This window comes from Nocardia sp. (genome assembly GCF_025465275.1).
Lineage (GTDB): Bacteria > Actinomycetota > Actinomycetes > Mycobacteriales > Mycobacteriaceae > Nocardia.
Genome location: NZ_JAODNK010000073.1, coordinates 69392 through 93722 on the forward strand (window position 1 = coordinate 69392; position 24331 = coordinate 93722).

Here is a 24331-nt window from a genome sequence, read left to right on the forward strand (position 1 = left end):
GTGACCGTAAATCCTGGGGGCAGCAGCGGTCACTTCGTATGCGCCGACGCAGAATGGCACTGTGACAACGGAACTCGGCCCGGCGACTGCCGACGGCGCATCCAGCGCCGCGGCGGCCTCCACAGGCCCGGCGGCGGCCGAGTTCCTGGCCGGCGTGCACGATCGCACCGCCGCCGGTATCGCCGCCGCCGTCAGCCACCGCATCCGCTCCGGGGCGCTCCCACCCGGCACCCGCCTGCCCACCGTGCGCGAGGTGGCACGTGCCCTCAGGGTCTCCCCCGCCACGGTCAACCAGGCCTGGCGGGCGCTGGCCGGCGCCGGGGCCATCGTGGCGCGCGGCCGGGCCGGAACCTTCGTAGGCACGCCCCCGCCGCCCGTGCCCCTCACCGCGGCGAGCCGGTACCAGCGCCTGCACTCGCAGTCCGATAAGAATTTCCGCATCGACCTCTCGCGCGGCATCCCCGACCCCGCGCTGCTGCCCGATCTCACCGCGGCCCTGCGCGTGCTGGGCGGCGACGACGCCATCGACGACCTGTCCGCCACCTATCTGGGCGACGCGGTCCTCCCCGAACTCGAGGCCACCGTGCGCGCCGACTGGCCCATGCACGCCACACGCTTCACCGTTCTGGACGGCGCACTCGACGCCGTGGACCGCCTGCTCGCCGCCCATGTCCGCCTCGGCGACGCGGTGCTCGTCGAGAACCCCTGCTTCCCGCCGTTCCTCGATCTGCTCTCCCGCATCGGCGCACGGCCGATCCCGGTCGGCATGGACGAATCCGGGCTGCTGCCAGACGAGCTCGCCACCGCCCTCGACCGTTACTCCCCCACCGCCCTGCTACTGCAGCCCCGCGCCCAGAACCCCACCGGCGCTTCCCTTTCCGCCCGCCGAGTGCGCGAACTCGCCGATGCCCTGACCGGATCCGATCTACTCGTCATCGAGGACGACCATTCCGACGGCATCGCGCACTCCCCGCTGCGCTCCCTCGGCAGCCGCCTGCCCCACCAGGTGGTCCACATCCGCTCGTATTCCAAGTCCCACGGCGCCGACCTGCGCCTGGCCGTGGCCGGCGGCCCCGCCGAATTCCTCGACCCCCTCATCGAACGCCGCATGCTCGGCCCCGGCTGGACCAGCCGCCTCCTGCAGCGAGTTCTGTTGCACATGCTCACCGACGAAACCGCCCGCCACACCGTCGCCACCGCCCGCACCACCTACCGCACTCGCGCCGACCTCCTCCGCAAATCCCTAGCCCGCCAGGGCATTACAGTCGCGCGCGGTGACGGCATCAACCTCTGGCTCCCCGTAGCCGACGAGAACGCCGCCATGATCTCCCTCGCCGCGGGCGGCATCAAGGCCGCCCCCAGCGGCCCCTTCGAGGTCACCGACCATCCCCGCACCGACCACCTCCGCCTCACCATCGCCGCCCTCCACGACGACGAGATCCCCGACCTGGCAACGCATCTCGCCACCGCCGCCACCGCCGCCCCCACCTACCGCCGAATCCGCCGCGTCTGACGGATGCGCGCGGGGGTGATCAATGCCGTCGCACCCGGCGGCGGGCTATCGTAAGTGCGAAATTGCCCGGCGTTCCCTGGGATGCGACATGCTCGACTCAGCTCGGCTGATCGGTTTCGTGCCCACCACCGATATCGATCGGGCGCAGGCCTTCTACGCGGGCGTCCTCGGACTGACGCTCACGGAGGTTTCCCCCTACGCGTGCGTATTCGACAGCGGCGGGACAATGCTGCGCGTCACCAGGGGGCCGCCCGCGATTCACAGCGGCGCGGCAGGCCACCAGTGATCGGCCAGTTCCACGCCGGTGACGCCGCCCCAGGCCTCGAGGTGGCAGAAACTTCGTGCGGCATCGTCGAATTGAATGTCCAGCATGCCGGTCCGCCGGCCGCCGACGTCGTCGCCGCCGACGGAACCGGAGCTGACGCCGTTGCCCCACACCATGCGGCCGCTGCTGCCGGCCCGTTGCCAGTGCTGGTCACCGAGCACGCTTTCGTCCTTGTCCACCTCGATGGCCATGGGTGCGCGATCGACATTGCAGTCGACGAACAGCCAATCCATCGGATCGCCGTTCCCATTGCAACGCAGTCTGGCGACGGGTCCCAGTGGCGCGGCGATCTCGACGGCCGCTCGATCGTCGGTGACCGGGGTACAACGGGTCTGCTGATAGCCGCTGTCTATCGGCGTCGGCGGCAGCAAGGCAGGAAATGCGCGCACGATGAAGTCGTATCGACCCCAGGATCCGGTGCGGTCGAGCGATGCCGACGGCCCCGGAGCCGGGCTGATCGCGACCGGTGATACCGGTTTGCTCGCGAACCAATGCCCCTGCCACGCAACAGCAGTCGCCACAACGAGGGCCACCACACCGGCGAATGCCAGCGCGGCGACCGCCGCCTGACGCCTGACGCGTCGCACCGCACGGCCGTCGAGCGCCGCGGCGGCAGCGTGCGCGAGCGCCCCGGCGGAGTTGTAGCGGCGACGCGGATCCTTCGCCAACGCGCGGACAATCACCGCATCGATCGATACCGGCAGGGACCGATTGCGTATCGAGGCCCGAGGCGGCGGTTCCTTCAGGTGCGCCCGGATTTGCGCGGCCGGGCTCGATCTCGGAAAAGGCGCTGTCCCGGTGAGCAATTCGAACAGTGTGCAGCCGAGCGCGTACACGTCCACCCGGTGATCGAACGATTCACCCGCCAGCAACTCCGGTGCGGCGTAGTCGAGCGTGGCGAGCACGGAGCCCGCCTCGGTCAGCGCCTCCGTATCGGCCATCGGCCGGGCCGCCCCGAAATCGGAGATGTACACCGGATCCGGCTCCCCGGCGCGCGATTCGAGCAGAATATTGGCCGGTTTCACGTCTCGGTGCAGCAGACCCTGCCGGTGCGCTTCGTCGAGGCCGCTCGCCGCCGCGGCCACAATCCGCACCGCTTCGCCCGGCGGTACGCCTCCGGGATGCTGCCTGATCAACTCGGCGGCGTCGGTGCCGTCGACGAAACCCATGGTGAGCCAGAGCAATCCGCGTTCGACGCCACGGTCGTACACCGGCACGATATTCGGATGCTCCAGCCGGGCAACCAATTCCGCCTCGCGCACGAAACGGGCGGTCAGCTCGAAAGCGTCGCTGCCGCCGGAGGGCAGCACTTTCAGCGCGTCCCGGCGCGGCAGGCGCGGATGGGCCGCCAGGTACACCGTGCTCCGGGCCCCACTGCCGAGGACACGTTCGATGCGATATCCGGCGAAGATCTCGCCAGGTGCGGGTGTCGCTGCCAACCGCTACCCGCCGTTCACGAGCAGGCCGTACTGTGCGGCCGCGCGCTGCCGCATATCGGTCAGGTCCGGGCCGACCAGTATTGCCTGGTATCGCTCATGGAGCAGGCGGCAGCCGAACCTGAGCAGCCCCTGCATACCGGCTGACGTGTCCTCGGCACAGTAGATATCCGGCACACCCGCCGGACCCGGCACCGCCCGCTTGCTCGAGGCCGCCGCATAGCCACGAACAGCCCTGTTGTAATCGAAGCGGGCCGCCGCTGCGCTCGAATATCGTGAGAGGGAGGTCAATCCGTTGACGGCCTCCAGCTCGATTTGCCGGTCCCGCTGCGGACGGTCGTCCCATAATCGAGCGGCGCGCGGGCCGTACACCACGCCCTCGGCGCGAATCACCTCATCCCAGCCCGCATCGCGCTGCGGAGTGTTAACGACCACGATCGGGTACGGCCAGTGGCCGGGAGCCTCCGGCACGATGCGCCTGAGCATGTCGTCCCGGTCGACCGGGAGCGCCGCCAGCCGATCACGCGGGGTCGCGGTGAACTCGCGCAACCGGGGCAGCTGTGCGTCGAATGCCTTGTGCGCCAACACCATCAGCGCCGTGGCGTCCGGCGTGATTTCGCCGAGGTACAGGCTCACCACGAACGCGCCGTCGGCGATCGTCGCCGCCGCAGTCGGCACCGTGGGACGCCAATGCGCATGCGCGGCAGGGTATCCCGGAACAGGGATCGCGACATTCCCCGGGCCCAGGGCCGCATCGACGGCATCGATGTCGCGGGCGGCCCGCTGCGCCGACCCCTCGTCCGGGAACCGCAAGATGAGCAGCGACAGCAACCGAGCCTTCCCGACCGCCGGCTCCGGCGCAGCCGCGGCCTCCGTGCCGCCGGTCGCCGCACCGGCGAGCATCCCTTCTCGTTCGAGTACCGCGCGCACGGGTGCGGCCAGCAACAATGTCGCCTTGGCGGCAGTCGGCAGCAGGCGCACACCGTCGGAGCCGAGTGCGCCTGTCAGCGCCGGATCAGCTTCGGCGGGATCGATCAGCGCCTCCGCCATTCGGGTGGATTCGACCACCCGCCCATACGTCTCGCCACCCGCGGGCTCGTCCATCGGATGAACGCTGAACGCACCCACGTCCAATGACCCCGGATCGAGGTATTGCGGGGCCGGCCTGCCCGGCACCGTGCAGCCGGTGGCGAGCACGAGGCCGCCGAGCACCACCGCCACCGTGCGCAGGATGCGAGTGAACTGGTCAGATAGGCGCATTCGGCCACCAATTCGCGCGCAGTTCGGCTCCCGTATCCGTATTCCCGTACACCGCAAGGCGGCAGAAGTTCCGGCCGGGATCGTCGAAATAGACGTCGAGCACCCCCTGGTTCCGATTGTCGACCACCAGGCCGGTGCCCCACAGGACGCCGGTACCCCAGAAGAGATGGCCCGAACCCGAAGGGCGCGACCACCGTTCATCGCCCTCCGCCCTGGATATTCCGAAGTCGGGCGAGATCGGTGAGCGATCGGCATTGCAGGTCACGTACAACGAATAGACCGGATCGGAATTGCCCACGCAGTACAGTCGCGCGAGTGGAACAGCGGTCGCCCACGACGGACCGTCCGATCCGTCCGCGGCGACCGTAATACAGCCGGTCAACTCCTGGTAGCCGGCGCCGAAGGGCGTCGGCGGCAATAGATCCGGGAAGGTTTGCGCGATATAGGCGTAACTGCCCCAGTAGGCTGGATCGATGGTGCCGGTCACCGGACGGTTCGATGCGGCCGGAACCGTCCGCGGGGTATCCGCGGCCAACAGCCGAACGCCCGCGAACCCCGCACCCGCGACCAGCACCGCGGTCACGGCCGCCGCGATGACCCTGCGCCGGCGCCGAGCCGATCTCCGCTCGGGCATCGGCTCTACAACACCGGCCAGTGCCGCCCGTGCCGCCGTCGCAAACTCACCGCAGCTGGGATATCTGTCGCCCGGCCGCTTGGCCATCGCCCGCGCCACCACCGCATCGAATCCCACCGGCACACCGGGATTCACGACCGATGGTCGCGGCGGATCCTCGTGCATATGCGCGTAGATGAGCGAGCCCGTCGTCTCACGAACGAACGGCAGCGCCCCCGTCAACATCTGAAAGAGCGTGCAGCCCAGCGCATAGACGTCCGCGCGATGATCGATCGGGCCGTCGTCGAGCTGCTCTGGCGCCGCGTAGGACAGCGTTCCGGTGAACCCGCCCTCCGCGGTGTCCGCTGCGGAATCCTCTACGGTCCGGGCAATTCCGAAGTCTGTCACCAGTACCCGATCGGCCCGGCCCGGCTGCTCGTCGATGAGTACGTTGGCAGGCTTCACATCCAGGTGCAGCAGCCCGGCCCGATGCAGTTCGTCGAGCCCCCGCGCCGCCTCGGTGAGCACGTGCACGGCGCGCTCCGGCGCCACCGGACCACGCCGGATCAGCTGGGCGAGATCGACTCCGGCCACATACTGCATGGCGATCCACAGCCGGCCGTCCTGCTCACCACGATCGTGCACCGCGACCAGATTCGAATGGCGCACCCGCGCAGCGATTTCCGCCTCACGCAGGAAGTCGGCGCGGAACCGCTCACCGCCGGACCGTTCCGCCGCAAGCACCTTCACCGCATCCTGCCGCGGCAACCGCGGATGCCGGCCGAGGTAGACCGTCCCCATACCGCCGGAGCCCAGCTCGCCCACAATGCGATATCCCGCGAACGTCACACCTGGGACGATGTCCAACAGGGACTCCCCTCCCAGTCGCACCCTGCGCGCCGAAACAAATTGTGTTGCAACAGGTATGGACGGCACTCCAACATCACTGATCGGTGGCGCGCCCGATCGCGCCACCATCCCCCACCTCCTAGGTACGGCACAATCAGACGCCGTCATGCCCGGCAGGCGATGAACCCATCTCTGATGTGACCCATGTCACGATGCCTGAATCGGCTGTGGCGAATCACGTAACAGCCGGACAGTCGTAGGACGATTCTCTCCTCGAGGCAGAACATCAACGACGATCGATGGAGGGGCATATGAAGACGATCATTCGAGGCGTTATCGGACTCGCCGCCACCGCCGCCGCAACAGGCACCCTGCTGGCCGCGGGGACCGGCGTCGCCGCCGCGGACGACTGGCCGGTGCAGAATCCCAACAGCCCGGTAGAGGTGTACGAGGCCACCGGCTTCCTCACGCCGGACAACCCCGCGTACTGGAACCCGCTGGACTCCCGGCAACGGCTGACCTCGCCCTACGGCAATAGCACCCGCGTGGTCTGCACCGCCTTCCACGGCGTCACCATGAGCTGCTGGCAGGCCGATCAGGACGGTAACCCGCACCAGCTCAGCCGGCTGCCGTTCAATTTCCCCAACTTCACCGGATCGAGCGCGCCCGGCGGTGGGCCCAGCCACTTCGTCTACCCGGGCTTCATCCCGGGCATCAACTGACCCAGCGGAACCAAACAGCACGCCTCCACACCGGACAGCAGATATAAGTGCTGCGCGATGCGGAGGCGTGCTGTTGCGTGCTGGACGCGTGCTGTGCGGTCAGGCGACGGCGAGCACTTCGTCGCGCGCCAGGAGGTCGGCGTAGAAGCCGTTGCGGGCCAGGAGTTCCGCGTGGGTGCCGCGCTCGGCGATCCGGCCGTGATCGAGTACCGCGATCTGATCGGCGTCCCGGATTGTGGAGAGGCGGTGGGCGATGGTGATGGTGGTTCGGCCGGCGGACAGTGCGTCGATGGCTTCCTGGACCTCCCGTTCGGTGCGGGTATCCAGGGCGCTGGTCGCCTCGTCCAGCACCAGGATCGGCGGATTACGCAGGATGGTGCGCGCCACCGCGAGCCGCTGCTTCTCACCACCGGAGAACCGGTAGCCGCGTTCACCGACCATGGTGTTGTAACCGTCCGGCAGGCCGGAGATGTGGTCGTGGATCTGCGCCGCGCGGGCCGCGGCGTGCAATTCCTCGTCCGTGGCATCGGGTTTGGCGAAGCGCAGGTTGTCCGCGACCGAGGCGTGCAGCAGGTAGGTCTCCTGCGAGACCACCCCGACGGTGGCGGAAAGATCGGCAAAGCTCATGTCCCGCACATCGATTCCATCGATGGTCACGCGACCGGAACCGACATCGTAGAGTCGCGCCGCCAGGTATCCGAGTGTGGTCTTGCCGGAACCGGTCTCACCGACCAGCGCCAGACTGGTACCGGCTGGGACGCTGATATCGATGTCCTCCAGCACCTTCCGATCGGCATCGTAGGAGAAGCCGACCTGCTCGAAGCGCACCGCGCCGACCACTCCGCCGACGGGCAATGCCGCAGGCTTCTCGGGTTCGGCGATATCCGGTCGCAGATCCAGGTATTCGAAGATCCGCCCGAACAGTGCCAGCGAACTCTGCACTTCCACACCGGTGGAGAGCAATTGGACCGCAGGACGCAGTAGTCCGGCTTGCAAGGTCGTGAAGGCGACCAGGGTTCCGATGGAGACGAGCTGATGTCCGGAGGCGGAGGTCAGGCCGGCCGCCCAGTAGACGACGGCGGGCATGGCCGCCATGACGATGGTGATGGTCGATTGCCGCCAGCGCCCGGCCATTCCGGAGCGGATCTCCAGATCCACCAGGCCACGCGATTCGCGGGCGAAGTCGTCGATCAGTGCGGGCGAGCGACCCATGGTGCGGCCCAGCAGGATTCCGCTCACCGACAGCGACTCTTCGACGATGGCCGACATTCCGGCCAGCTGCTTCTGCCGCTCACCGGTAATGCGCCGGCGCTCGGACCCGACGCGGCGACTGATCCAGACGAAGAACGGCAGCATCAGCAGCGAGACCACGGTCAGTCGCCAATCGAGGGCGATCATGGCGATCACGGCGGCGAGCACCGAGGTGAAGTTGGCGATCAGCGAGGTCGCGGTCGAGGTGACCGTCGACTGCATGCCGCCGATGTCATTGGCAATCCGCGACTGCACCTCTCCGGTGCGGGTCGTGGTGAAGAACGAAAGTGGCATGGACTGCAACCGCGCATAGACAGCAGTGCGCAGATCATGCATGACCGACTGGCCGACCGCGGTCGACAGATAGGTCTGCCACACGCCGAACACGGCGGTCAGCGTCGTGACAGCGATCATGCCGGCGGCGAGCAGCGTCAACAGGCCGGTGCGGCCGTGCGGAAGCGCGTCGTCGAGGACCGCTCGCAGCATGAACGGCGAGGCCAGGCCGACGATGGACGACAGCGCGACCAGCACGCCGACCAGCGCGAGCCGGGAACGATAGGGATGGAACAACCGGAGTATCCGGCGAAGTTCGGATCGGGCAGCCATAGGCGCCTCCTTCCAGCGGAACTTCCCCTCATAACTGAGCTTGGCTCACAATTATTCCACACAACTGTGAGCTATGCTCAGCATTATGGAGAAAGCATCCGACAGCGACCTCCCCGACCTGTTCCTGCGCACCGCCAAACGCATCCGGCATGCCCAGCTGGCCGACCTCGCACCCCTGGGTCTCACCCCGGGTCAGGGCCGCGCCCTGCGCATTCTCGACCGCGCCGGCGAGCCGCTGCGCATGTCCGCCCTCGCTGAACGCCTCGGCATCGTGCCCCGCTCCGCGACCACCGTGGTCGACACCCTCGAAGCGCAGGGCATGGTCACCCGCGCCACCGACCCGGCCAACCGCCGTGCCACCCTGGTCTCACTCACCAACACCGGCCGCGATGCCCTGACCCACATGTCCGACGCCCGCCGCCGCGCCGCCCGCGACCTCTTCGCGAGCTTGCCGCCGGACCGCCGCGAAACTCTGCGAGAGATCCTGGCCGAACTCGACGCAGGGGCCTAGGACATACGAAAGGGCCGCGCTCCCAACGGAAGCGCGGCCCTGACGGCTCACGAAGAAGCAACAGGCGGATTACAGGTACTGGCCGGTGTTCGACTCGGTGTCGATCGCGCGGCTGGCACTGGCGTTCTTGCCGGTCACCAACGTGCGGATGTATACGATCCGCTCGCCCTTCTTACCCGAAATACGAGCCCAGTCATCAGGATTCGTGGTGTTGGGCAGGTCCTCGTTCTCGGCGAACTCATCCACGATGGAGTCGTAGAGGTGCTGAATCCGCAGACCCGGGGTACCGGTGTCCAGGACGGACTTGATGGCGTACTTCTTGGCGCGGTCCACGATGTTCTGAATCATGGCGCCGGAGTTGAAGTCCTTGAAGTACAGGACCTCCTTGTCACCATTGGCGTAGGTGACCTCCAGGAAGCGGTTGTCCTCGCTCTCCGCGTACATGCGCTCCACGACGTGTTCGATCATGGACTTCACGCACTTGTCGCGCTCGCCGTTGAACTCGGCGAGATCGTCGGCGTGCAGCGGCAGCGTCGAGGTCAGGTACTTCGAGAAGATGTCCTGTGCCGCTTCGGCATCCGGCCGCTCGATCTTGATCTTCACGTCCAGGCGGCCGGGCCGCAGGATGGCCGGGTCGATCATGTCCTCACGGTTGGAGGCGCCGATGACGATGACATTCTCCAGGCCCTCGACACCGTCGATCTCCGACAGCAGCTGAGGCACGACCGTGGTCTCCACATCCGAGGAGACGCCGCTGCCGCGGGTACGGAAGATCGAGTCCATCTCATCGAAGAACACGATCACCGGAGTGCCCTCGGACGCCTTCTCACGGGCCCGCTGGAAGATGATCCGAATGTGGCGCTCGGTCTCACCCACGAACTTGTTGAGCAGTTCGGGGCCCTTGATGTTCAGGAAGAACGACTTGGCTTCCTTGGCATCCTGACCACGCGCCTCGGCGATCTTCTTGGCGAGGGAGTTGGCAACGGCCTTGGCGATCAACGTTTTACCGCAACCGGGAGGGCCGTAGAGCAGCACACCCTTCGGGGGACGCAGCGCGTACTCACGGAACAGATCCTTGTGCAGGAAGGGCAGTTCCACGGCATCGCGAATCTGCTCGATCTGCCGACCCAGGCCACCGATATCGTGGTAGTCGACGTCCGGAACTTCCTCGAGCACGAGATCTTCGACCTCTGCCTTGGGAATTCGCTCGTAGGCGAAGCCGGCCTTGGTATCGACCAGCAGCGAATCACCCGGCCGCAGTTTGCGAATGGGGCGATCCGGATCATCGAGATTGTCGGCTTCGGCGAGTTCGGACAGCGGCCCGGACAGCCACACCACCCGTTCCTCGTCGGCATGGCCGACCACCAGTGCTCGACGACCGTCGTCGAGAATCTCGCGCAGCGTGCCGAGTTCGCCGATTTTATCGAAGGGACCAGCCTCGACCACGGTCAGTGCTTCATTGAGACGCACGGACTGACCGTAGATGAGAGTGGTGGTGTCGATATTCGGCGAGCACGTCAGGCGCATCTTGCGTCCTGAGGTAAACACGTCGACCGTCTGATCCTCGTAGACACCAAGCAGCACACCGTAACCGCTCGGCGGCTGACCGAGGCGGTCCACTTCCTCACGGAGAGCGACAAGTTGCTGCCGAGCCTCCTTGAGGGTGTCCATCAGTTTGGTGTTGCGAATTGTCAGCGAATCAACGCGCGCTTCCAATTCCCGTGAGTGATCCGGCGAGTCGGCGAGTTGCCTCCGGAGTGCAGCCGCCTCGGCTCGTACAGCCTCGAGTTCCCTCCAGGCCGCCGAATCCGAATTTTCGATGGGGCTCATAATGCTGCTCCTCCCAGTCCCGGTCTACCAACGCTACCGGGGAATACCCAATCTCGCTTTCCGACATGGTTTCGTCGTGATCACATCTAGGCGGCGGCTGCCGGCCCGGGTGAACATGTTAGCCTGCCCTAACATATTACCGGCGAGTTAATCGCCGGCCGAGCCGAAAGGGTGCCGTCGATGCTCCTTCCCACCAGCCGGACTCCTCGTATGCGTAACGCCACGAGGACGCTTCGTGTTTCCGTGGCTACCGTTGCGGCGGCCGTCGCCGTTACCGCCACTCTGGCGGGCTGCGGCTCCGATGACAAGAATTCCGCCGCGGACACCTCGACCGCCACGACCAGTGCCGCGGTGGTGGCCACCGCGCCCGCGCCGACAGCGGACCAGCTCCAGGCCGTACTGACCGCCTTCGCCGATCCGGCCAAGCCCGCCGCCGACAAGGCGAAACTGGTGGTCGATGGCGATAAGCGAATTCCACTGATCGAGACCATGAATCAGGGGCTGGCGAACTACGCGGTGACCTTCACCGTCGGTGACATCAAGACCACCGGCAACCAGGCCGATGCCAAGGTGTCGGTCGGTTCTCCGCACGGCACCATGCCGGATGTGCCGATGGGCTTCCAGTACGTGGACGGCACGTGGAAGCTCGCCGACTCCGGCGCGTGCACCATCCTCGGCATGGCGCGCGCGGCCTGCCAGCCGTAATCGGCCCCGGGCGATCGAAGCCGTTCGCGCCGAGCTGAATTCGAACGTGCCCCCTTCCTCGTGAAGGGGGCACGTTTTCGCTCCCGGTGCGGTCGCCCTCAGCCCTTCGAGGGCCGCCGCTGCGGCTTGGGCGCCATCGCGCCTTCGGCGAGGCGCCGGGCGCTGACCAGGAAGGCCGTATGGCCCTGCATACGGTGCTCGGGGCGCACGGCCAGGCCGACCACGTGCCAGCCCCGCACGATGGACTCCCAGGCGCGGGGTTCGGTCCAGCATTCCTGCCGGCGCAGATGCTCGACCACCTCGGACATCTGCGTGGTGGTGGCGACGTAGACCATGAGTACGCCGCCGGGCACGAGCGCCTTGGAGACCGCGTCCAGGGTGTCCCACGGCTTGAGCATGTCCAGGATGACCCGGTCCACCTGCTCGCCGGAGTATTCGGCGACATCGCCGAGGGTCAGCTCCCAGTTATCCGGGCGTTCGCCGAAGAAGCGCTCGACATTGCGTACCGCGTGCTCGGCGTGGTCTTCACGGATCTCCCAGGAGATGACCTTGCCCTCGGGACCGACCGCGCGCAGCAGCGAGCAGGTGAGCGCACCCGAACCCGCGCCGGCCTCGAGCACCTTCGCACCGGGGAACACATCACCCTCGTGCACGATCTGCGCGGCATCCTTGGGGTAGATGACCGCCGCGCCGCGCGGCATGGACAGCACGTAGTCGGTCAGCAGCGGTCGCAGCGCGAGGTACGGGGTGCCCTTCACGGAATTGATCACGGAACCCTCGTCGGCGCCGATCAGTTCGTCGTGGGCGATCTGCCCGGCGTGGGTGTGGAAGGAACCACCCTCCTCCAGGATCACCGTGAACTTGCGCCCCTTGGCGTCGGACAGCTGTACCCGGTCACCGATCTGGAAGGGCCCGGTCCGTCTGGCCGTCATGAATCTCCGTTCGCTCTGTGCTGTCGCTGCTGCGCACTGAGGTGTTTCAGCGCTGCGTGGATGTCGTTCACACCTTGTCGGTGTGTGCGTTTAGCCTGCCAGGTATGTCGGTACCCGCGATCACTACCCCGGACTCCGCGGGCGCTACGCCGCGCAGGCTCGCACTCTCGCCCTCGCGCGCAATGGATTTCAAACAGTGCCCCCTGAAGTATCGGCTCCGCGCCATCGACCGGATTCCGGAGCAGCCCTCCCGGGTCGCGGTACGCGGGACGCTCGTGCACGCGGTCCTGGAGGCACTGTTCGGACTCCCCGCCGCCGAGCGCGATATCGCCCATGCGGCGGAGCTGATCCCACCCGCGTGGGCCCATGTCCTCGAGTCCCGCCCCGAGGCCGTCGACCTGATTGCCGAAGATGAGCTGGACATCTTTCTCGCCGAGGCCTACGACCTGATGCAGGCGTACTTCCACCTCGAGGATCCGACTGCGTTCGATCCGCAATCGCTCGAGGCGTTCATCGAAACCGAGCTGCCCGACGGCACTCCACTGCGCGGGTTCGTCGACCGGATCGATCGCTCGCCCACCGGAAAACTGCACGTCATCGACTACAAAACCGGTCGCTCCCCCGCCCCCGACCGCGAGACGCGCGCCCTGTTCCAGCTCAAGTTCTACGCCCTGGTCCTCATGCGCACCCTCGGTTCCGCTCCCGCTCAACTACGGCTGATGTACCTGGCCGATGAGCAGATTCTCACCTACGAGCCCGATGCCGATGAGTTGCTACGTTTCGAACGCATACTCTCGGCCCTCTGGGTCGCCATCGACTCGGCCGCCAAGACCGGCGATTTCCCGCCCACCAAATCCTGGCTGTGCAAGTACTGCGAATACAAACCCCTCTGCCCCGAATTCGGCGGCACCCCACCACCTTTCCCGGCGTCGAACCAGACCGTCGATCCCCTCGCACCGGAGCAACCGGCCGCGGTTCCGACGCCGGACCAGGCAACGGAACTGGACCTCTAGAGACGAGTCGAGCCCGCTGCACAGTGGCAGCGGGCTCGAATCTTGTTCGGGCGCAGGCTCAGAAGGCGCGGCAGGACCGGATATCGGTGGCGAGAATGGCTTTCGCACCGAGGTCGGCCAGCTTGTCCATGAGCACATTGCCGCTGTTGCGCGGAACGAGCGCACGTACGGCAACCCAGTCGGGATCGGTGAGCGGGGAGACGGTCGGCGACTCCAGGCCCGGGGTGATCTCGACCGCGGCGTCCAGCAGCGACTTGGGGCAGTCGTAATCGAGCATCAGGTACTGCTGGGCGAAGACCACACCCTGGATGCGGGCAACCAGCTGATTGCGGGCCTTGTCACGCTGATCGGCACCCTTGGCCTCGATGAGCACACCCTCGGAGTCACACAGCGACTCACCGAAGGCGACCAGATTGTGCTGCCGCAGCGTGCGACCGGACCCGACCACATCGGCAATGGCATCGGCCACACCGAGCTGGATGGAAATCTCGACCGCACCGTCGAGGCGAATCACTTCGGCCTCGATACCGCGAGCCGCGAGGTCAGCCAGCACCAGATTCGGGTACGAGGTGGCGATGCGCTTGTCGTAGAGGTCCTCGACCTTCCACTCCTGCCCGGCGGGAGCGGCGTAGCGGAAGGTGGAGGCGCCGAAGCCGAGTGCGAGGCGTTCCTGCACCCGCGCACCGGAATCCAGCGCGAGGTCGCGACCGGTAATGCCGAGGTCGAGCTCACCGGAGCCGACGTAGATGGCAATGTCCTTGGGGCGCAGGAAGAAGAACTCGACCTGGTTGATCGGGTCGAGCACGGTCAGATCGCGGGAATCCTTGCGGCCGCGGTAACCGGCCTCGCCGAGGATGGCGACGGCCATCTCCGATAGCGAGCCTTTATTTGGGACGGCGACGCGAAGCATAGATGTTCCTTTCGGGACGGGTGGCGGGACGTGAAGACAGTGGACGCGGGGTCATCGGCCGCACGGGCTGTGCGGTGAAGCGGCGCATCACAGATGTCGGTACACGTCTTCGAGCCGCAAGCCGCGGCCCACCATCAGCACCTGAACCCAATAGAGCAGCTGGGAGATCTCCTCCGACAGCGACTCGTCACTCTCATGCTCGGCGGCGATCCACACTTCACCGGCCTCTTCCAGTACCTTCTTGCCCTGCGCATGTACACCGGCATCCAAGGCGGCGACGGTTCCGGACCCCTCGGGTCGGGTGGCAGCACGATCCTGCAGCTCAGCGAACAGGGCTTCGAAAGATTTCACGGTGAGTCATTGTCGCAGACCGTCCCGGTGAAACCGTGGTCAGCCCATGGCAAAGCGCAGCAGGGCCTGCATATCGCCCTGCTTGACCTTGCCCTTGCGGTCGAGGACCTCCAATTGCCAGGTCTGACCGGTGCGAATGGCGCGGGCGATGGCATTGGCGTTCTCGGCACCCAGCAGCGAGGGCCAGACGTCGGCGACCTGCTGGCTGGTGCCGCCGGTGGCGTCGTAGATCTTGAAGGAGACATTGTTGGCGCGGTCGAAGGAGCTGCCCTTTTTGAACGCGGCGGCCACGAAGACGATCTGGTCGATGATGGGCGGGATATCGGCGAAGGTGACGTGCACGGTCTCGTCGTCGCCGGAGGCCGCGCCGGTCTGCTCGTCACCGGTGTGCAGGACCGAGCCGTTGCCGAGCGGGTCGAGGGAGTCCAGTCCGGCGAAGCGCACCGGCTGACCGCCCTGGACGACGACCGCGATCAGGTCCAGGTCGACTCCGCGCTTGCGGCGCGCGATACCGAGCAGTCCACCGCTACTGCCCGAGGAGGGGTCCCAGCTGACTCCGACGCTCATCTTGGTGATGCCGCCGAGATCTGCTGCGTCGTCTTCTTTCCGAAGCGTAATCACAACGGCCACAGTACAGACAATTCAGACAGGGCTGGCGGGCAGCGAATCCCGCGACGCCGCTGCAACTGAGGCCACTGCCGCGCCTGTAACTCGGGCCGCTGTCGCGCCGATACGAATTGCAGGACAGTAGCTATCGGATCTTCGGCTACAGCTGTCAGATCTTCGGCTACCAGATCTTCGCTCGTAACCACGGGCGAGCCAGACGGGTCCGGGGCCATCAGCCCCGGCACCGAGAACGGCCGTACCGGACATTGCCCGTCCGGGAAGGCCGTTCTTCCATTCAGGCCCGGAGCAGCGTCTCCAGTTCGGCTGCGGCCGTGCGCAATTGCCCCGCGAAGGTGTGCATCTCCTGCGCGACGGATTTCGGGGTCGCCAGGTAGAGGTTCCAGCGGTCGGGCAGCAGGACATAGGCGATGCCGATGCACTTCTGGCTGGTGGAGCCGAAACCGAAGTACTGGATATTCACCGAGGGCGCGGAGCTGGTGCTCAGATAGTCGTCACGGGAGATGATCCAGCCCGGACTGTCGTAGAACGCCATCGGTGCGGTCGCACCGAGTTCGCCGCCGCGGCGGCGCTGGCGCAGTTGCAGTTCCCACAGGTGCTGTTCGGGAGCCTCACCGCGCTGGCACTCCTGCGCGCGCCGGACGTGCGCCTCGGCGGCGGTCCGGGCCGCAGCGCGCTTGCCGTCGGTATCGACGGCCGGATCCACCATGGCGGCAACAAAATCCAACACCTCCTGGGTCACCACGCGCATGGCCTCGGTACGGCCGTTGCGGTACTGACGGGTGGCGATGGATTCGTAGGTCGCACCGGTGAGTCCCTTGCTGCGCCGGTGGGCGAGCTGATAACTCAACTGCGCGAACGCATCCGGCGAGATACCGAGTTTCTTGATCTGGCTCGTGCCGAAGTCGAACGACACCGTGGACGTCGCATTGTCGGCCGCATACTGCGCGAAAGCGGCTGCGGCGGAGGCGACCTCGGCCTGCTGCCCGGAATCGAGGGTGAATTCGACCGGCTCGATGGCCGGCAGGCCCTGCGGCTGCGCTCCGGCCTGCGCGGCATGGTCGGCGACCGGGGTTTCGAGCAGCGCGTCGACGAAGGACAGGATGGTGGTGCCGTCCAGGCCGCAGTGCTCGATATTGATGCCCGCCTGCCCGTCGGCGAAGACGATGAACGAGACCGCCTTGTCGAACCAGCGATTACCGCTGTCCCCGTGCAGCAGTTGATCACACGCGTGCAGGGTGCCGCCCGGCGTGAAATCCTCCAGGCAGATACAGAACAGCGCGGTTTCGATGGTCTCGAAGGCGGCGGCATTGGCGGGCAGCAACTGCCCACGCAGCGGCGCCCAGTCCTTGCGAGCCAGGGTGGTGAGATGCCCGGCCGAGGTATTGGTCGGCGCGCGCCGGGCGCCGGCCTTCATGACCGAGAGCAGTCCGGCGCCCAGGTCCTCGGGCGTATACGGGACGCCGTCCGGGCCGATGGCATCCATGCGGAACATATTGCCGCGGTAGAAGACAACAATGTGCCGCGCCTGTGAATGCCCGGGCCATTCGGCGCTGTAGGGCACCCGCACGGTGTCTTGCGGGTCCCCCGGGATTCGGGTCTCGGAGAACAGAAACTTGTTCTGCGCCATATTGAGTCGCTGCCCGCGCTGCAGGACCGGCGGAATCTCTTCCGCGTCCAGCCGCAGCTTGTAGTTCACGGCGGCGGCGACCAGCGCGGCGGCCCGTTCCGCCTGCCCGGCGGTGGTGGAGGCGGCCAGCACGGTGTCCTCACGGAACAGGAAGAAGAAGTTGGCGTTCAACGCAATTCGGTCGCGCCGGCCCAGATAGCGCGCGGGCCAGAATTCGTCCAGCCAGCTGCCGGTTTCCGGCTCGGCGTCGAACCGCTGCAGATCCGCGTGCAGGGTCCGGGCCGGGCTGTCGGGGCGCAGCAGAACCTCGACGGCGGCCGCCGTGGCGGCGTACTCGTCGCTGGAAAGCAGCGGCGCACACCAGTGCAGAAACCGCGTGCAGCTCTCTTCGAGAGTCGGCAGCGGCACTTTCTGCAACTGGTCGTCGTGGGCGAAGGTCCGTTCGCTCAATGCGTGTCCTCGTGGTCGATGGATAGGTTCGGGGACGGTCGGGACAGGTAGAGCTGGGCGTAGAGCCAGCCCTCGGATTCGTGACCGAGGGTGTCGATGCCATTGGCCTCGAGCGCACCGCACACCTGCGCCTGCTCCTCCGGCGACGCGAAGCGCCGCTGCCGGAAGGCGCCCGGCGCGCGTTCGGTGCGGTAACCGAGCGCGGCCAGATGTGCGGCAATGGGTTCGAACGAGAACATGCGCAGTACGAAATGCGCCATCCAGGGCAGCTTTCCACCGTGTGCGCGAGCCACGTGCAGCAGGGTGCGTTCGGTGACGTAGCCGACGCAGCCGGTGGAGATGACCAGGTCCGCGGTGGCCAGCGTGCGACGCTGGGCCTCGGTGGGGTCGGCGCTCTCCAGATCCGCGTGCACGGTGGCGTGCAGGAATCCGGCGCTGCGGGCGTAATCGAGTGCGGGACTGGAGGCGTCCATGCCGAGGAAGCGCACGCCGGGGAGCAGATCGTGCTCGGTGAGCAGACTGCGATCCGCGGCGACGAGATCACCGGCCGTGATGCTCGGATCCCGGTACCGCGCAGCCAGTTCGGTCATGCCCATGTCCAGGCGCAGCAGCGCCGCATTCACGCCGTACGAGCAACCGATATCGAGCACCGTGGGTGTGGCGATGCCGGTGGCGGCGCGATGGTCCGCGATGAGCTGTTCGAAGTGAGGTTTGGCCAGTTCCGGTATCCGGTAGTCCAATTCGGACATGCGGGCGTAGTACGCACGGGGGTCGGGACGGTCGTAGATGTCGTCGAACGACGCTTTCCCAGTGCTGTGCAACACGGTGCTGTTTGCCGGAGCGGGCACGAGCGGTCCTCTTCTCAGTCGAGCAGTGTGTCGCCGCGGACAGCATCGGCCGCGAGGTGATCGGGCAGCACGCGCCCGAACAATTGCTGGGTGCGCTCGGCGGTGCCGATCACGCCCGTGGAGTCGCTGTAGGCGAAAATCGCCGAATGCCGCTGTACGGTCCCGCCGACCGGCGCGACGTGGTGCAGGGAGAAGCGACCCTGGAACAGTTGCAGGTCGCCGGGACGTAGCTCGAGGCTGCGAATCAGGTGCTCACCGTGCCCGTCCAGCACCGCGCGCACATCCTCGAGATGCTCCGCGCTGCGCGAGCGAATATTGGGGCAGTACTGGAACACCCCGCCGGATTCGGGCTCCTGGGTGAGCATGCTGACGGTGAACTCGTTGGTGTCGAAGTGCCAGGGGTGCGACATGCCCGGAGCCACGACATTGAGGCAGAGGCCGGCCAGCGGATCGGTGTACTCGTGCAGTGCATCGAGCCCGAAGCAGTCGGCGACAAAACGCTGGAAGCGCGGGTCGGTGTACAGCCGGTGCACCAGCGCTTCCCGCGGAATCAGATCCCTTGCGACGAAGGCATTTCCGCGGCGCAGCACGATGCGGCCGGGATGGCCGGCGGGCAGGTCGGCATCCAGCGGAATGTTGTAGGCATTGACGTTCTCGACCGTGTAGTAGGCGTGCGGCGCGAGGGCCACGCCCTCCGCGCGCAGGGTGTGCACCTGCTCGGGCCGGATGAAACCGCGCAGCACGGTGCAACCGTCGGCGGCCAGCTCCGCGCGCGCAGTGCGTACGGCCGCGGCCCATCCGTCACTCTCGGGCGCATCCAGCGGATAACGCGCGGTGTCCACACCGGGGACCGACGCGCCCGCACCCCCGGAGCCGTCCGTATCGCACACGTGTACCCCACCCCCTGTCGCAACCATGACGGACATTCTTGCCGCGAAAGCGCACGACACGCCCGGGATGCATCGGGATTGTGAGTATTCACTTTTCCTGTGCACCAATAGTTTTCATGTGCCACAGACTGGTTGGGAATCCTCACACATCGGATGCTCGGCGATAGCTCGCAGCGGCGACGCCCGGCCGCGATCCCACCGTCGAGAACACCTCTGCACGCACGTTTTGCCTTGCACCCCAGGATAATTCGCGCAGTTTGACACTCCTCACAATTCGGGTACACCGGTATTGAGAGGACTGCGCTATGGACACCACCCGCTCCTGGGAAACCATCACCGCCGCCCTGACCCGAACCTCGGGCCCGGGCAGGCGCGGCCGCGACTGGACCACCTACCTGTGCCCGGTGCACGAATCCGACGGCCGCCGCCATCACCCGTCCCTGGGGGTCGTCTACAACCGCCAACGCCGGCGGACGGTCGTGAAATGTTTCGCAGGTTGTTCGGACGAAGCGGTCCTGAACCGCTTGGGCCTGGGCATTCGGGACCTCTTCGACAATCCGCAGCCGCCGTATGGACCGCGCCGCCAATCCCCCGCGCCCGAACCGGCGCTCGCCGACCAGGCCCTGCAAGCCGCCGGACTCCCCCTCGAGGTACACAAACGCGACCTCGGCCCCCGCACGGCCCGCCCGCGACGCCAGGCCACCTACATCTACCGCTGGCCCAACGGGCACCCCGCAGGCCGCATCATCCGCGTCCACATCGCCCATCGCGACGGCCACAGCAAGACCTTCCGGCAGGAGCGCTGCACCGACAATGGTTGGCAGCCGGGCGGATTCGACCACCTGCCCTTCCACCTTCCCGAGGTCCTGGCCGCCATCCGGGATACCCGCGACATCTATATCTGCGAGGGTGAAGCCGACGTTCTCACCGCCACCCACACGGGCTCGACTGCCACCTGCAATGCGGGCGGCGCTCAGGGCTGGCACCCCGAGCACGCCGCCTGGCTCACCGGGGCGCACCGAATCTGGATAGTCGCCGACCGTGATGCCCCCGGCTACCGGCACGCCGCCAAGGTCGCCCAGACCCTCACCGATCTGGTCGACGAGATCCGCATCGTCCAAGCCCGAGACGGCAAAGACCTCACCGACCATTGCAATGCGGGCCACCACATCACAGAACTGGACCCCGTCCCCCTCCTCGACGCCCACTATCGCCCGGGCCCCTAGCGACACCAAGATCACCAGGAAGCTATGGCGGCATCACGCGAGTGCACCCCGCCACCAGTTCCTGGTCGCCACGCCAGCCCCGACCCGGTCGATACGCCCACCCCGGCCCCGATCTTCAGACCCACCCGTTCCGGTCGATGCCCCCACCCCTCTCCGGTCGATGCCTCAACCGTTTCCGGGCGATGCCCCGACTATTTCCGGTTGACGCGCCCACCGGTTCCGGTCGATACGGCTAGGCGTCCTGGACCGAGTCCAGCTGGGCTACCAGGACCTTCGGCGCCACCGTGCGGTACGCGTCCTGCACGATTTCGGCCACTTCGGTCCAGTCGACGGGCACATCCAGGTACACGCCCAGCCAGCCGCGATGGCCCACGTAGGGCGGGCGGAAGTAGCGGTCGGGTGCGGCGGCGACCAGTTCCTCCTGGGTGCCGGGCGGTGCGGCGCACCAGAATCCGAGCCGGTCGTCGTGGTGGTGATCGGCGAACATGACGAAGGTCTTCTTGCCACGCACGAACCAGGTCGGTTCGCCGTGGCTGAGGCGTTCGGTCACCTCGGGCAGGGCCGAACACAGTGTGCGCAGGGACTCCAGCGGTTCACCCATGCCTGGAGGCTAACTGATCACCTTTGCCCGATTCTTGGACGAATGGGAAGTGCCGGCAGCCTGCGGCGGGCCGGCCAGCGCCCGCTGGTAGCGGTCGATGAGGGTGCTCAGGGCGTCCGCCAATTCCGGTGAGTCGACGATCTCGAAGTCCGCGTCGAGCATCCCGAGATGCAGGGCCAGTTGCTGCGGATTGTCCGAACCCGGTTCGAAGGCGCATCGATCGTCACCGAGTGGTTCGATATCAACCGGAATCGGGAGTCTCTGTCGCACATGGGATGCCGGGGCGTGAACCACTACGCGGGCGCGGAATCGCCACACCGCCTCTCCGACACCGCGTTCCACGCGCGCGACGATCTCCGGATCGGGCGGCAGGGCACGCGGGGTGAAGCGGGGTCCAGCCGGGGTGCGCGGGTCGATGCGGTCGACTCGAAATGTGCGCCAATCGCTTCGGTCGAGATCCCAGGCGAGCAGATACCAGCGCTGCCGATTGTTGACCAGGCGGTACGGCTCGACCGATCGGCTGCTCGCCGCACCGGTATGCGACCGATAGTCCAGACGCAGTCGTTCGTGATCGCGGCAGGCCGAGGCGAGCACGGTGAGGATGTCCGGATCGACCAGCGGGCCGCGGGCCGGAACCGGCAGCGTGTTCTGGAAGGCGCTCACCCGGTGGCGCAGCCGCGAGGGCAGGATCTGCTGCAGTTTGGTCAGTGCACGCAGGGATGTCTCCTCGATTCCGGCAATGGAAGTGGTTGCGGCTGTGCGCAATCCGATGGCCACCGCGACGGCTTCGTCATCATCGAGCAGCAGCGGCGGCAGTGCGCCGCCCGCGCCGAGCCGATAGCCGCCGGCCACCCCCGGCCGGGCCTGCACCGGGTATCCGAGTTCCCGCAGCCGGTCGATGTCATTGCGCACGGTACGGGTGGTGACACGCAGCTTTTCGGCCAGTTCGGCACCGGTCCAGTCGCGCCGCGACTGCAGCAGCGACAGCAGGCGGAGTAGCCGGGCGGAGGTCTCCAACATTGCTCGATTTTAGCCCGCAATCGCGGAACGAACCTTTCCGCAATCGTTCCTAAAGTTGGTGCATACCCCGAAGGCCACGCCTTCTCGAGTGAACGGAAGACCCTGATGAGCAATGAGATTCGCCCCTTCCGCATCGATATCCCGCAGTCGGAACTGGATTACCTGCACGACCGTCTCGCCCATGCCCGATGGGCCGCCGAACTGCCGGGCGCCGGGTGGGAGCGCGGCATTCCGGTGCCGGAGCTGAAGGAGCTTGCCGAATACTGGCGCACCGAATTCGATTGGCGCGCACAGGAAGCCGCGCTCAATGCCTTCCCGCAGTTCACCACCGAGATCGACGGGCAGCAGATCCACTTCCTGCATGTGCGATCCAGCCGTCCCGATGCCACCCCGCTGCTGATCACCCATGGTTTCCCGAGTTCGGTCGCGGAGTTCATGAATCTCATCGAGCCGCTGGCCGAACCGGCCGAGGGTCCGGCCTTCCATATCGTGGCGGCATCTATACCGGGGTATGCCTTCTCCACCCCGCTTGCCGATACCGGCTGGTCGATGGCGCGGACCGCCCGCGCCTGGATCGAGCTCATGAGCCGGTTGGGTTATGCGCGTTACGGCGTGCACGGCGGTGATGTCGGCAGCGGAATCTCCGCCATGGTCGCCGGATTCGATCCCGAGCACGTCCTCGGCGTGCACGTGGTCACCGATCCCCTGACCGCCGCGAATGTCGCCACCTTCCTGCCCGGGATGGCCGACCGCCTCGATGCCGACGATCCGATCGACAAGGTCATCCTCACCCGCATGGACGCCTTCCGCCGTGAGGGCTCCGGCTATCTGGCCATCCAGAACTCCCGTCCGCAGACCATCGGCTACGGCCTGGTCGATTCCCCGCTGCTGCAATTGGCTTGGATCGCAGAGAAATTCGAGCAGTGGACGGATCTGCCGATCGACCGTGATCAGTTGCTCACCAATGTGAGCCTCTACTGGTTCACCGGATCGGGTGCGACCGCCGCGCATTCGCTCTACGAGCAGTCGCATTCCACCGATTGGGGCGTACCGTCCTCCGCGCCAGCGGGTTTCGCGATCTTCGGCACGGATGAGACGGTCCGCCGCCTGGTCCCGCACGCCAAGGATGCGCACTGGACCGAGTTCGAGCGCGGCCTGCACTTTCCCGCCATGGAATCCCCCGCGGAGCTGGCCCGGGATCTGCGGGCCTTCTTCGGCCCGCTGAAGTGACACGCGACCGGGCGCACCGGGCTGCCCACCCCGGCTCGCGCCCGGTTCTGCATTAGGCTCGTTTCCATCGCGCCGCGGCATTGCCGCCACGGCCAATCACCGCACCGCACTCCCCCCGCTCGGATGGATGTCCCGGAGGTTTGCCGATGATGAACCAGCTCACCGATCCCGCGCCGGCACTCCCGGCGGCCGCCGAACCGCCGATGCTGCAGCCCCTGGCTCCGGTCCCCTCCTCCGGCCATATCTTCGATTTCCCAGGCCGCCTCGGCACCGTCGATATGGACGAGCACCAGGGCCTGCGCATCGACGGCATCGCCCGGCACATCCAGGACGCGGGCGTCGATCACCTCGTGCACTGCGGCGCCCTCGAAACCCACCCGCACTGGATCGTGCGCCGCACCGTCATCGACGTCATCCGCCCCGTCGCCTGGCCCGCGCAGCTCCGCACCCGCCGCTGGTGTTCGGGCATCTCCCCGCGCTGGTGCACCATGCGCGTGCGCATCGACTCGGACAACGACGGGTTGATCGAGACCGAGGGCTTCTGGATCCACATGAACAAAGAGACCATGAGCCCCTCTCGTGTCGACGACCGCTTCTTCGACCTCATGTGCACCACCACCTCGAATCAGCGCCTCCGCTGGCAACAGTGGCTCAACGACCCGCTCCCCGGAACCCCCGGCACTCCTTTCCCCCTGCGCCGCACCGACATAGATCACTTCCAGCACGTCACCAACACCGCCTACTGGCACGCCGTCCACGAATTCACCGCCGACGCCCCCGATCTCACCCAATCGCCCCACCGCTACATCCTCGAGTACAACAAGCCCATCCGGTACGGCGACCCGATAGACATTCACACCCACCGCACCGAGAATTCCCAAACCCTCTGGTTCACAAGCAACCAGGAAGTCCGGGCAGTAGCGCAACTCCGCATTCTGTAGAAGGCGGCTATTGATCTAGATTCGACGAGTGCTGCGGGATCGCT

At 66.7% G+C, this 24331-nt stretch carries 23 protein-coding genes; 9 read left to right on the forward strand and 14 right to left on the reverse strand.

The window, feature by feature from the left end:
• The first annotated feature begins 61 nt into the window (after positions 1–61).
• Both JWN03_RS16950 and JWN03_RS16955 read left to right on the forward strand, forming a co-directional pair.
• Complete coding sequence (locus JWN03_RS16950; protein ID WP_297615597.1) at positions 62–1513, forward strand: aminotransferase-like domain-containing protein; 1452 nt, start codon at positions 62–64, stop codon at positions 1511–1513.
• Positions 1514–1601: 88 nt separating this feature from the next.
• Positions 1602–1799 (forward strand): VOC family protein, encoded by a 198-nt coding sequence (locus tag JWN03_RS16955; protein ID WP_297615599.1) that lies wholly within the window; start codon positions 1602–1604, stop codon positions 1797–1799.
• On the opposite strand, the gene JWN03_RS16960 is transcribed toward JWN03_RS16955, so the two are convergent.
• From JWN03_RS16960 to JWN03_RS16970, 3 genes are read right to left on the reverse strand one after another with little or no spacing between them, the layout of a single operon-like run.
• Positions 1772–3277, reverse strand: coding sequence for a serine/threonine-protein kinase (locus JWN03_RS16960; protein WP_297615601.1), 1506 nt, complete (start codon positions 3275–3277; stop codon positions 1772–1774). The two genes, JWN03_RS16955 and JWN03_RS16960, sit on opposite strands and share 28 nt — an antisense overlap.
• Before the next feature lie 3 nt (positions 3278–3280).
• Entirely contained in the window at positions 3281–4534 is a 1254-nt protein-coding gene (locus JWN03_RS16965) for a DUF7373 family lipoprotein (protein WP_297615603.1), read from the reverse strand.
• A complete protein-coding gene (locus JWN03_RS16970; protein WP_297615605.1) occupies positions 4521–5996 on the reverse strand; it encodes a serine/threonine-protein kinase in 1476 nt (491 codons plus the stop codon). The genes JWN03_RS16965 and JWN03_RS16970 overlap by 14 nt, the downstream gene beginning before the upstream one ends.
• Before the next feature lie 311 nt (positions 5997–6307).
• On the opposite strand from JWN03_RS16970, the gene JWN03_RS16975 reads away from it, so the two are divergent.
• Positions 6308–6718: a hypothetical protein gene (locus JWN03_RS16975; RefSeq protein WP_297615607.1), complete on the forward strand. Its 411-nt coding sequence runs from the start codon at positions 6308–6310 to the stop codon at positions 6716–6718.
• Between the two features lie 99 nt (positions 6719–6817).
• Here JWN03_RS16975 and JWN03_RS16980 read toward each other — a convergent pair whose 3' ends face one another.
• Positions 6818–8575 carry an ABC transporter ATP-binding protein gene (locus JWN03_RS16980; RefSeq protein ID WP_297615609.1) on the reverse strand — a complete coding sequence of 586 codons (1758 nt, stop codon included), beginning with the start codon at positions 8573–8575 and terminating at the stop codon, positions 6818–6820.
• 85 nt (positions 8576–8660) lie between these two features.
• Here JWN03_RS16980 and JWN03_RS16985 point away from each other — a divergent pair, with 85 nt between their 5' ends.
• Entirely contained in the window at positions 8661–9086 is a 426-nt protein-coding gene (locus JWN03_RS16985) for a MarR family winged helix-turn-helix transcriptional regulator (protein ID WP_297615611.1), read from the forward strand.
• 69 nt (positions 9087–9155) lie between these two features.
• Here the strand turns inward: JWN03_RS16985 and arc are convergent, their stop codons facing one another.
• Positions 9156–10916, reverse strand: a complete 1761-nt coding sequence (gene arc, locus JWN03_RS16990; RefSeq protein WP_297615613.1) for a proteasome ATPase — start codon at positions 10914–10916, stop codon at positions 9156–9158.
• A gap of 243 nt (positions 10917–11159) precedes the next feature.
• On the opposite strand from arc, the gene JWN03_RS16995 reads away from it, so the two are divergent.
• Positions 11160–11621 (forward strand): hypothetical protein, encoded by a 462-nt coding sequence (locus JWN03_RS16995; RefSeq protein ID WP_297615615.1) that lies wholly within the window; start codon positions 11160–11162, stop codon positions 11619–11621.
• Between the two features lie 98 nt (positions 11622–11719).
• Here JWN03_RS16995 and JWN03_RS17000 read toward each other — a convergent pair whose 3' ends face one another.
• The gene (locus tag JWN03_RS17000) at positions 11720–12553 is read right to left on the reverse strand and encodes a tRNA (adenine-N1)-methyltransferase (RefSeq protein ID WP_297615617.1); all 834 of its coding nucleotides are present in this window, start codon (positions 12551–12553) and stop codon (positions 11720–11722) included.
• Between the two features lie 104 nt (positions 12554–12657).
• Here JWN03_RS17000 and JWN03_RS17005 point away from each other — a divergent pair, with 104 nt between their 5' ends.
• Positions 12658–13566 carry a RecB family exonuclease gene (locus JWN03_RS17005; RefSeq protein WP_297615619.1) on the forward strand — a complete coding sequence of 303 codons (909 nt, stop codon included), beginning with the start codon at positions 12658–12660 and terminating at the stop codon, positions 13564–13566.
• A gap of 58 nt (positions 13567–13624) precedes the next feature.
• On the opposite strand, the gene hisG is transcribed toward JWN03_RS17005, so the two are convergent.
• The 6 genes from hisG to JWN03_RS17035 form a co-directional block, all read right to left on the reverse strand.
• Complete coding sequence (gene hisG, locus JWN03_RS17010) at positions 13625–14476, reverse strand: ATP phosphoribosyltransferase (RefSeq protein ID WP_297615621.1); 852 nt, start codon at positions 14474–14476, stop codon at positions 13625–13627.
• A gap of 87 nt (positions 14477–14563) precedes the next feature.
• Entirely contained in the window at positions 14564–14827 is a 264-nt protein-coding gene (locus tag JWN03_RS17015) for a phosphoribosyl-ATP diphosphatase (RefSeq protein WP_297615622.1), read from the reverse strand.
• Between the two features lie 39 nt (positions 14828–14866).
• Positions 14867–15448: a TerD family protein gene (locus JWN03_RS17020; RefSeq protein WP_297615624.1), complete on the reverse strand. Its 582-nt coding sequence runs from the start codon at positions 15446–15448 to the stop codon at positions 14867–14869.
• A gap of 280 nt (positions 15449–15728) precedes the next feature.
• The gene (locus tag JWN03_RS17025) at positions 15729–17531 is read right to left on the reverse strand and encodes a choline/carnitine O-acyltransferase (RefSeq protein ID WP_297615626.1); all 1803 of its coding nucleotides are present in this window, start codon (positions 17529–17531) and stop codon (positions 15729–15731) included.
• A complete protein-coding gene (locus JWN03_RS17030) occupies positions 17528–18379 on the reverse strand; it encodes a class I SAM-dependent methyltransferase (protein ID WP_297615628.1) in 852 nt (283 codons plus the stop codon). Before JWN03_RS17030 ends, JWN03_RS17025 begins: the two co-directional genes overlap by 4 nt.
• 14 nt (positions 18380–18393) lie before the next feature.
• Positions 18394–19296 carry a HalD/BesD family halogenase gene (locus JWN03_RS17035; protein WP_297615630.1) on the reverse strand — a complete coding sequence of 301 codons (903 nt, stop codon included), beginning with the start codon at positions 19294–19296 and terminating at the stop codon, positions 18394–18396.
• 278 nt (positions 19297–19574) lie between these two features.
• On the opposite strand from JWN03_RS17035, the gene JWN03_RS17040 reads away from it, so the two are divergent.
• Positions 19575–20495 carry a toprim domain-containing protein gene (locus JWN03_RS17040; RefSeq protein WP_297615632.1) on the forward strand — a complete coding sequence of 307 codons (921 nt, stop codon included), beginning with the start codon at positions 19575–19577 and terminating at the stop codon, positions 20493–20495.
• Positions 20496–20727: 232 nt separating this feature from the next.
• On the opposite strand, the gene JWN03_RS17045 is transcribed toward JWN03_RS17040, so the two are convergent.
• Complete coding sequence (locus tag JWN03_RS17045; RefSeq protein ID WP_297615634.1) at positions 20728–21096, reverse strand: MmcQ/YjbR family DNA-binding protein; 369 nt, start codon at positions 21094–21096, stop codon at positions 20728–20730.
• Positions 21097–21105: 9 nt separating this feature from the next.
• Positions 21106–22116: a helix-turn-helix transcriptional regulator gene (locus JWN03_RS17050; protein ID WP_297615636.1), complete on the reverse strand. Its 1011-nt coding sequence runs from the start codon at positions 22114–22116 to the stop codon at positions 21106–21108.
• 105 nt (positions 22117–22221) lie between these two features.
• On the opposite strand from JWN03_RS17050, the gene JWN03_RS17055 reads away from it, so the two are divergent.
• Positions 22222–23346, forward strand: a complete 1125-nt coding sequence (locus tag JWN03_RS17055; RefSeq protein WP_297615638.1) for an epoxide hydrolase family protein — start codon at positions 22222–22224, stop codon at positions 23344–23346.
• A gap of 146 nt (positions 23347–23492) precedes the next feature.
• Entirely contained in the window at positions 23493–24287 is a 795-nt protein-coding gene (locus tag JWN03_RS17060; RefSeq protein ID WP_297615640.1) for an acyl-[acyl-carrier-protein] thioesterase, read from the forward strand.
• Positions 24288–24331: the final 44 nt, after the last annotated feature.

Bases quoted from the DNA above. Each gene is read 5' to 3' on its own strand.
- JWN03_RS16955 (WP_297615599.1), top strand. From the start codon at position 1,602: ATGCTCGACTCAGCTCGGCTGATCGGTTTCGTGCCCACCACCGATATC.
- JWN03_RS16965 (WP_297615603.1), bottom strand. From the start codon at position 4,534: ATGCGCCTATCTGACCAGTTCACTCGCATCCTGCGCACGGTGGCGGTG.
- JWN03_RS16975 (WP_297615607.1), top strand. From the start codon at position 6,308: ATGAAGACGATCATTCGAGGCGTTATCGGACTCGCCGCCACCGCCGCC.
- JWN03_RS16980 (WP_297615609.1), bottom strand. From the start codon at position 8,575: ATGGCTGCCCGATCCGAACTTCGCCGGATACTCCGGTTGTTCCATCCC.
- JWN03_RS16985 (WP_297615611.1), top strand. From the start codon at position 8,661: ATGGAGAAAGCATCCGACAGCGACCTCCCCGACCTGTTCCTGCGCACC.
- arc (WP_297615613.1), bottom strand. From the start codon at position 10,916: ATGAGCCCCATCGAAAATTCGGATTCGGCGGCCTGGAGGGAACTCGAG.
- JWN03_RS17000 (WP_297615617.1), bottom strand. From the start codon at position 12,553: ATGACGGCCAGACGGACCGGGCCCTTCCAGATCGGTGACCGGGTACAG.
- JWN03_RS17005 (WP_297615619.1), top strand. From the start codon at position 12,658: ATGTCGGTACCCGCGATCACTACCCCGGACTCCGCGGGCGCTACGCCG.
- hisG (WP_297615621.1), bottom strand. From the start codon at position 14,476: ATGCTTCGCGTCGCCGTCCCAAATAAAGGCTCGCTATCGGAGATGGCC.
- JWN03_RS17035 (WP_297615630.1), bottom strand. From the start codon at position 19,296: ATGGTTGCGACAGGGGGTGGGGTACACGTGTGCGATACGGACGGCTCC.
- JWN03_RS17040 (WP_297615632.1), top strand. From the start codon at position 19,575: ATGGACACCACCCGCTCCTGGGAAACCATCACCGCCGCCCTGACCCGA.
- JWN03_RS17045 (WP_297615634.1), bottom strand. From the start codon at position 21,096: ATGGGTGAACCGCTGGAGTCCCTGCGCACACTGTGTTCGGCCCTGCCC.
- JWN03_RS17050 (WP_297615636.1), bottom strand. From the start codon at position 22,116: ATGTTGGAGACCTCCGCCCGGCTACTCCGCCTGCTGTCGCTGCTGCAG.
- JWN03_RS17055 (WP_297615638.1), top strand. From the start codon at position 22,222: ATGAGCAATGAGATTCGCCCCTTCCGCATCGATATCCCGCAGTCGGAA.
- JWN03_RS17060 (WP_297615640.1), top strand. From the start codon at position 23,493: ATGATGAACCAGCTCACCGATCCCGCGCCGGCACTCCCGGCGGCCGCC.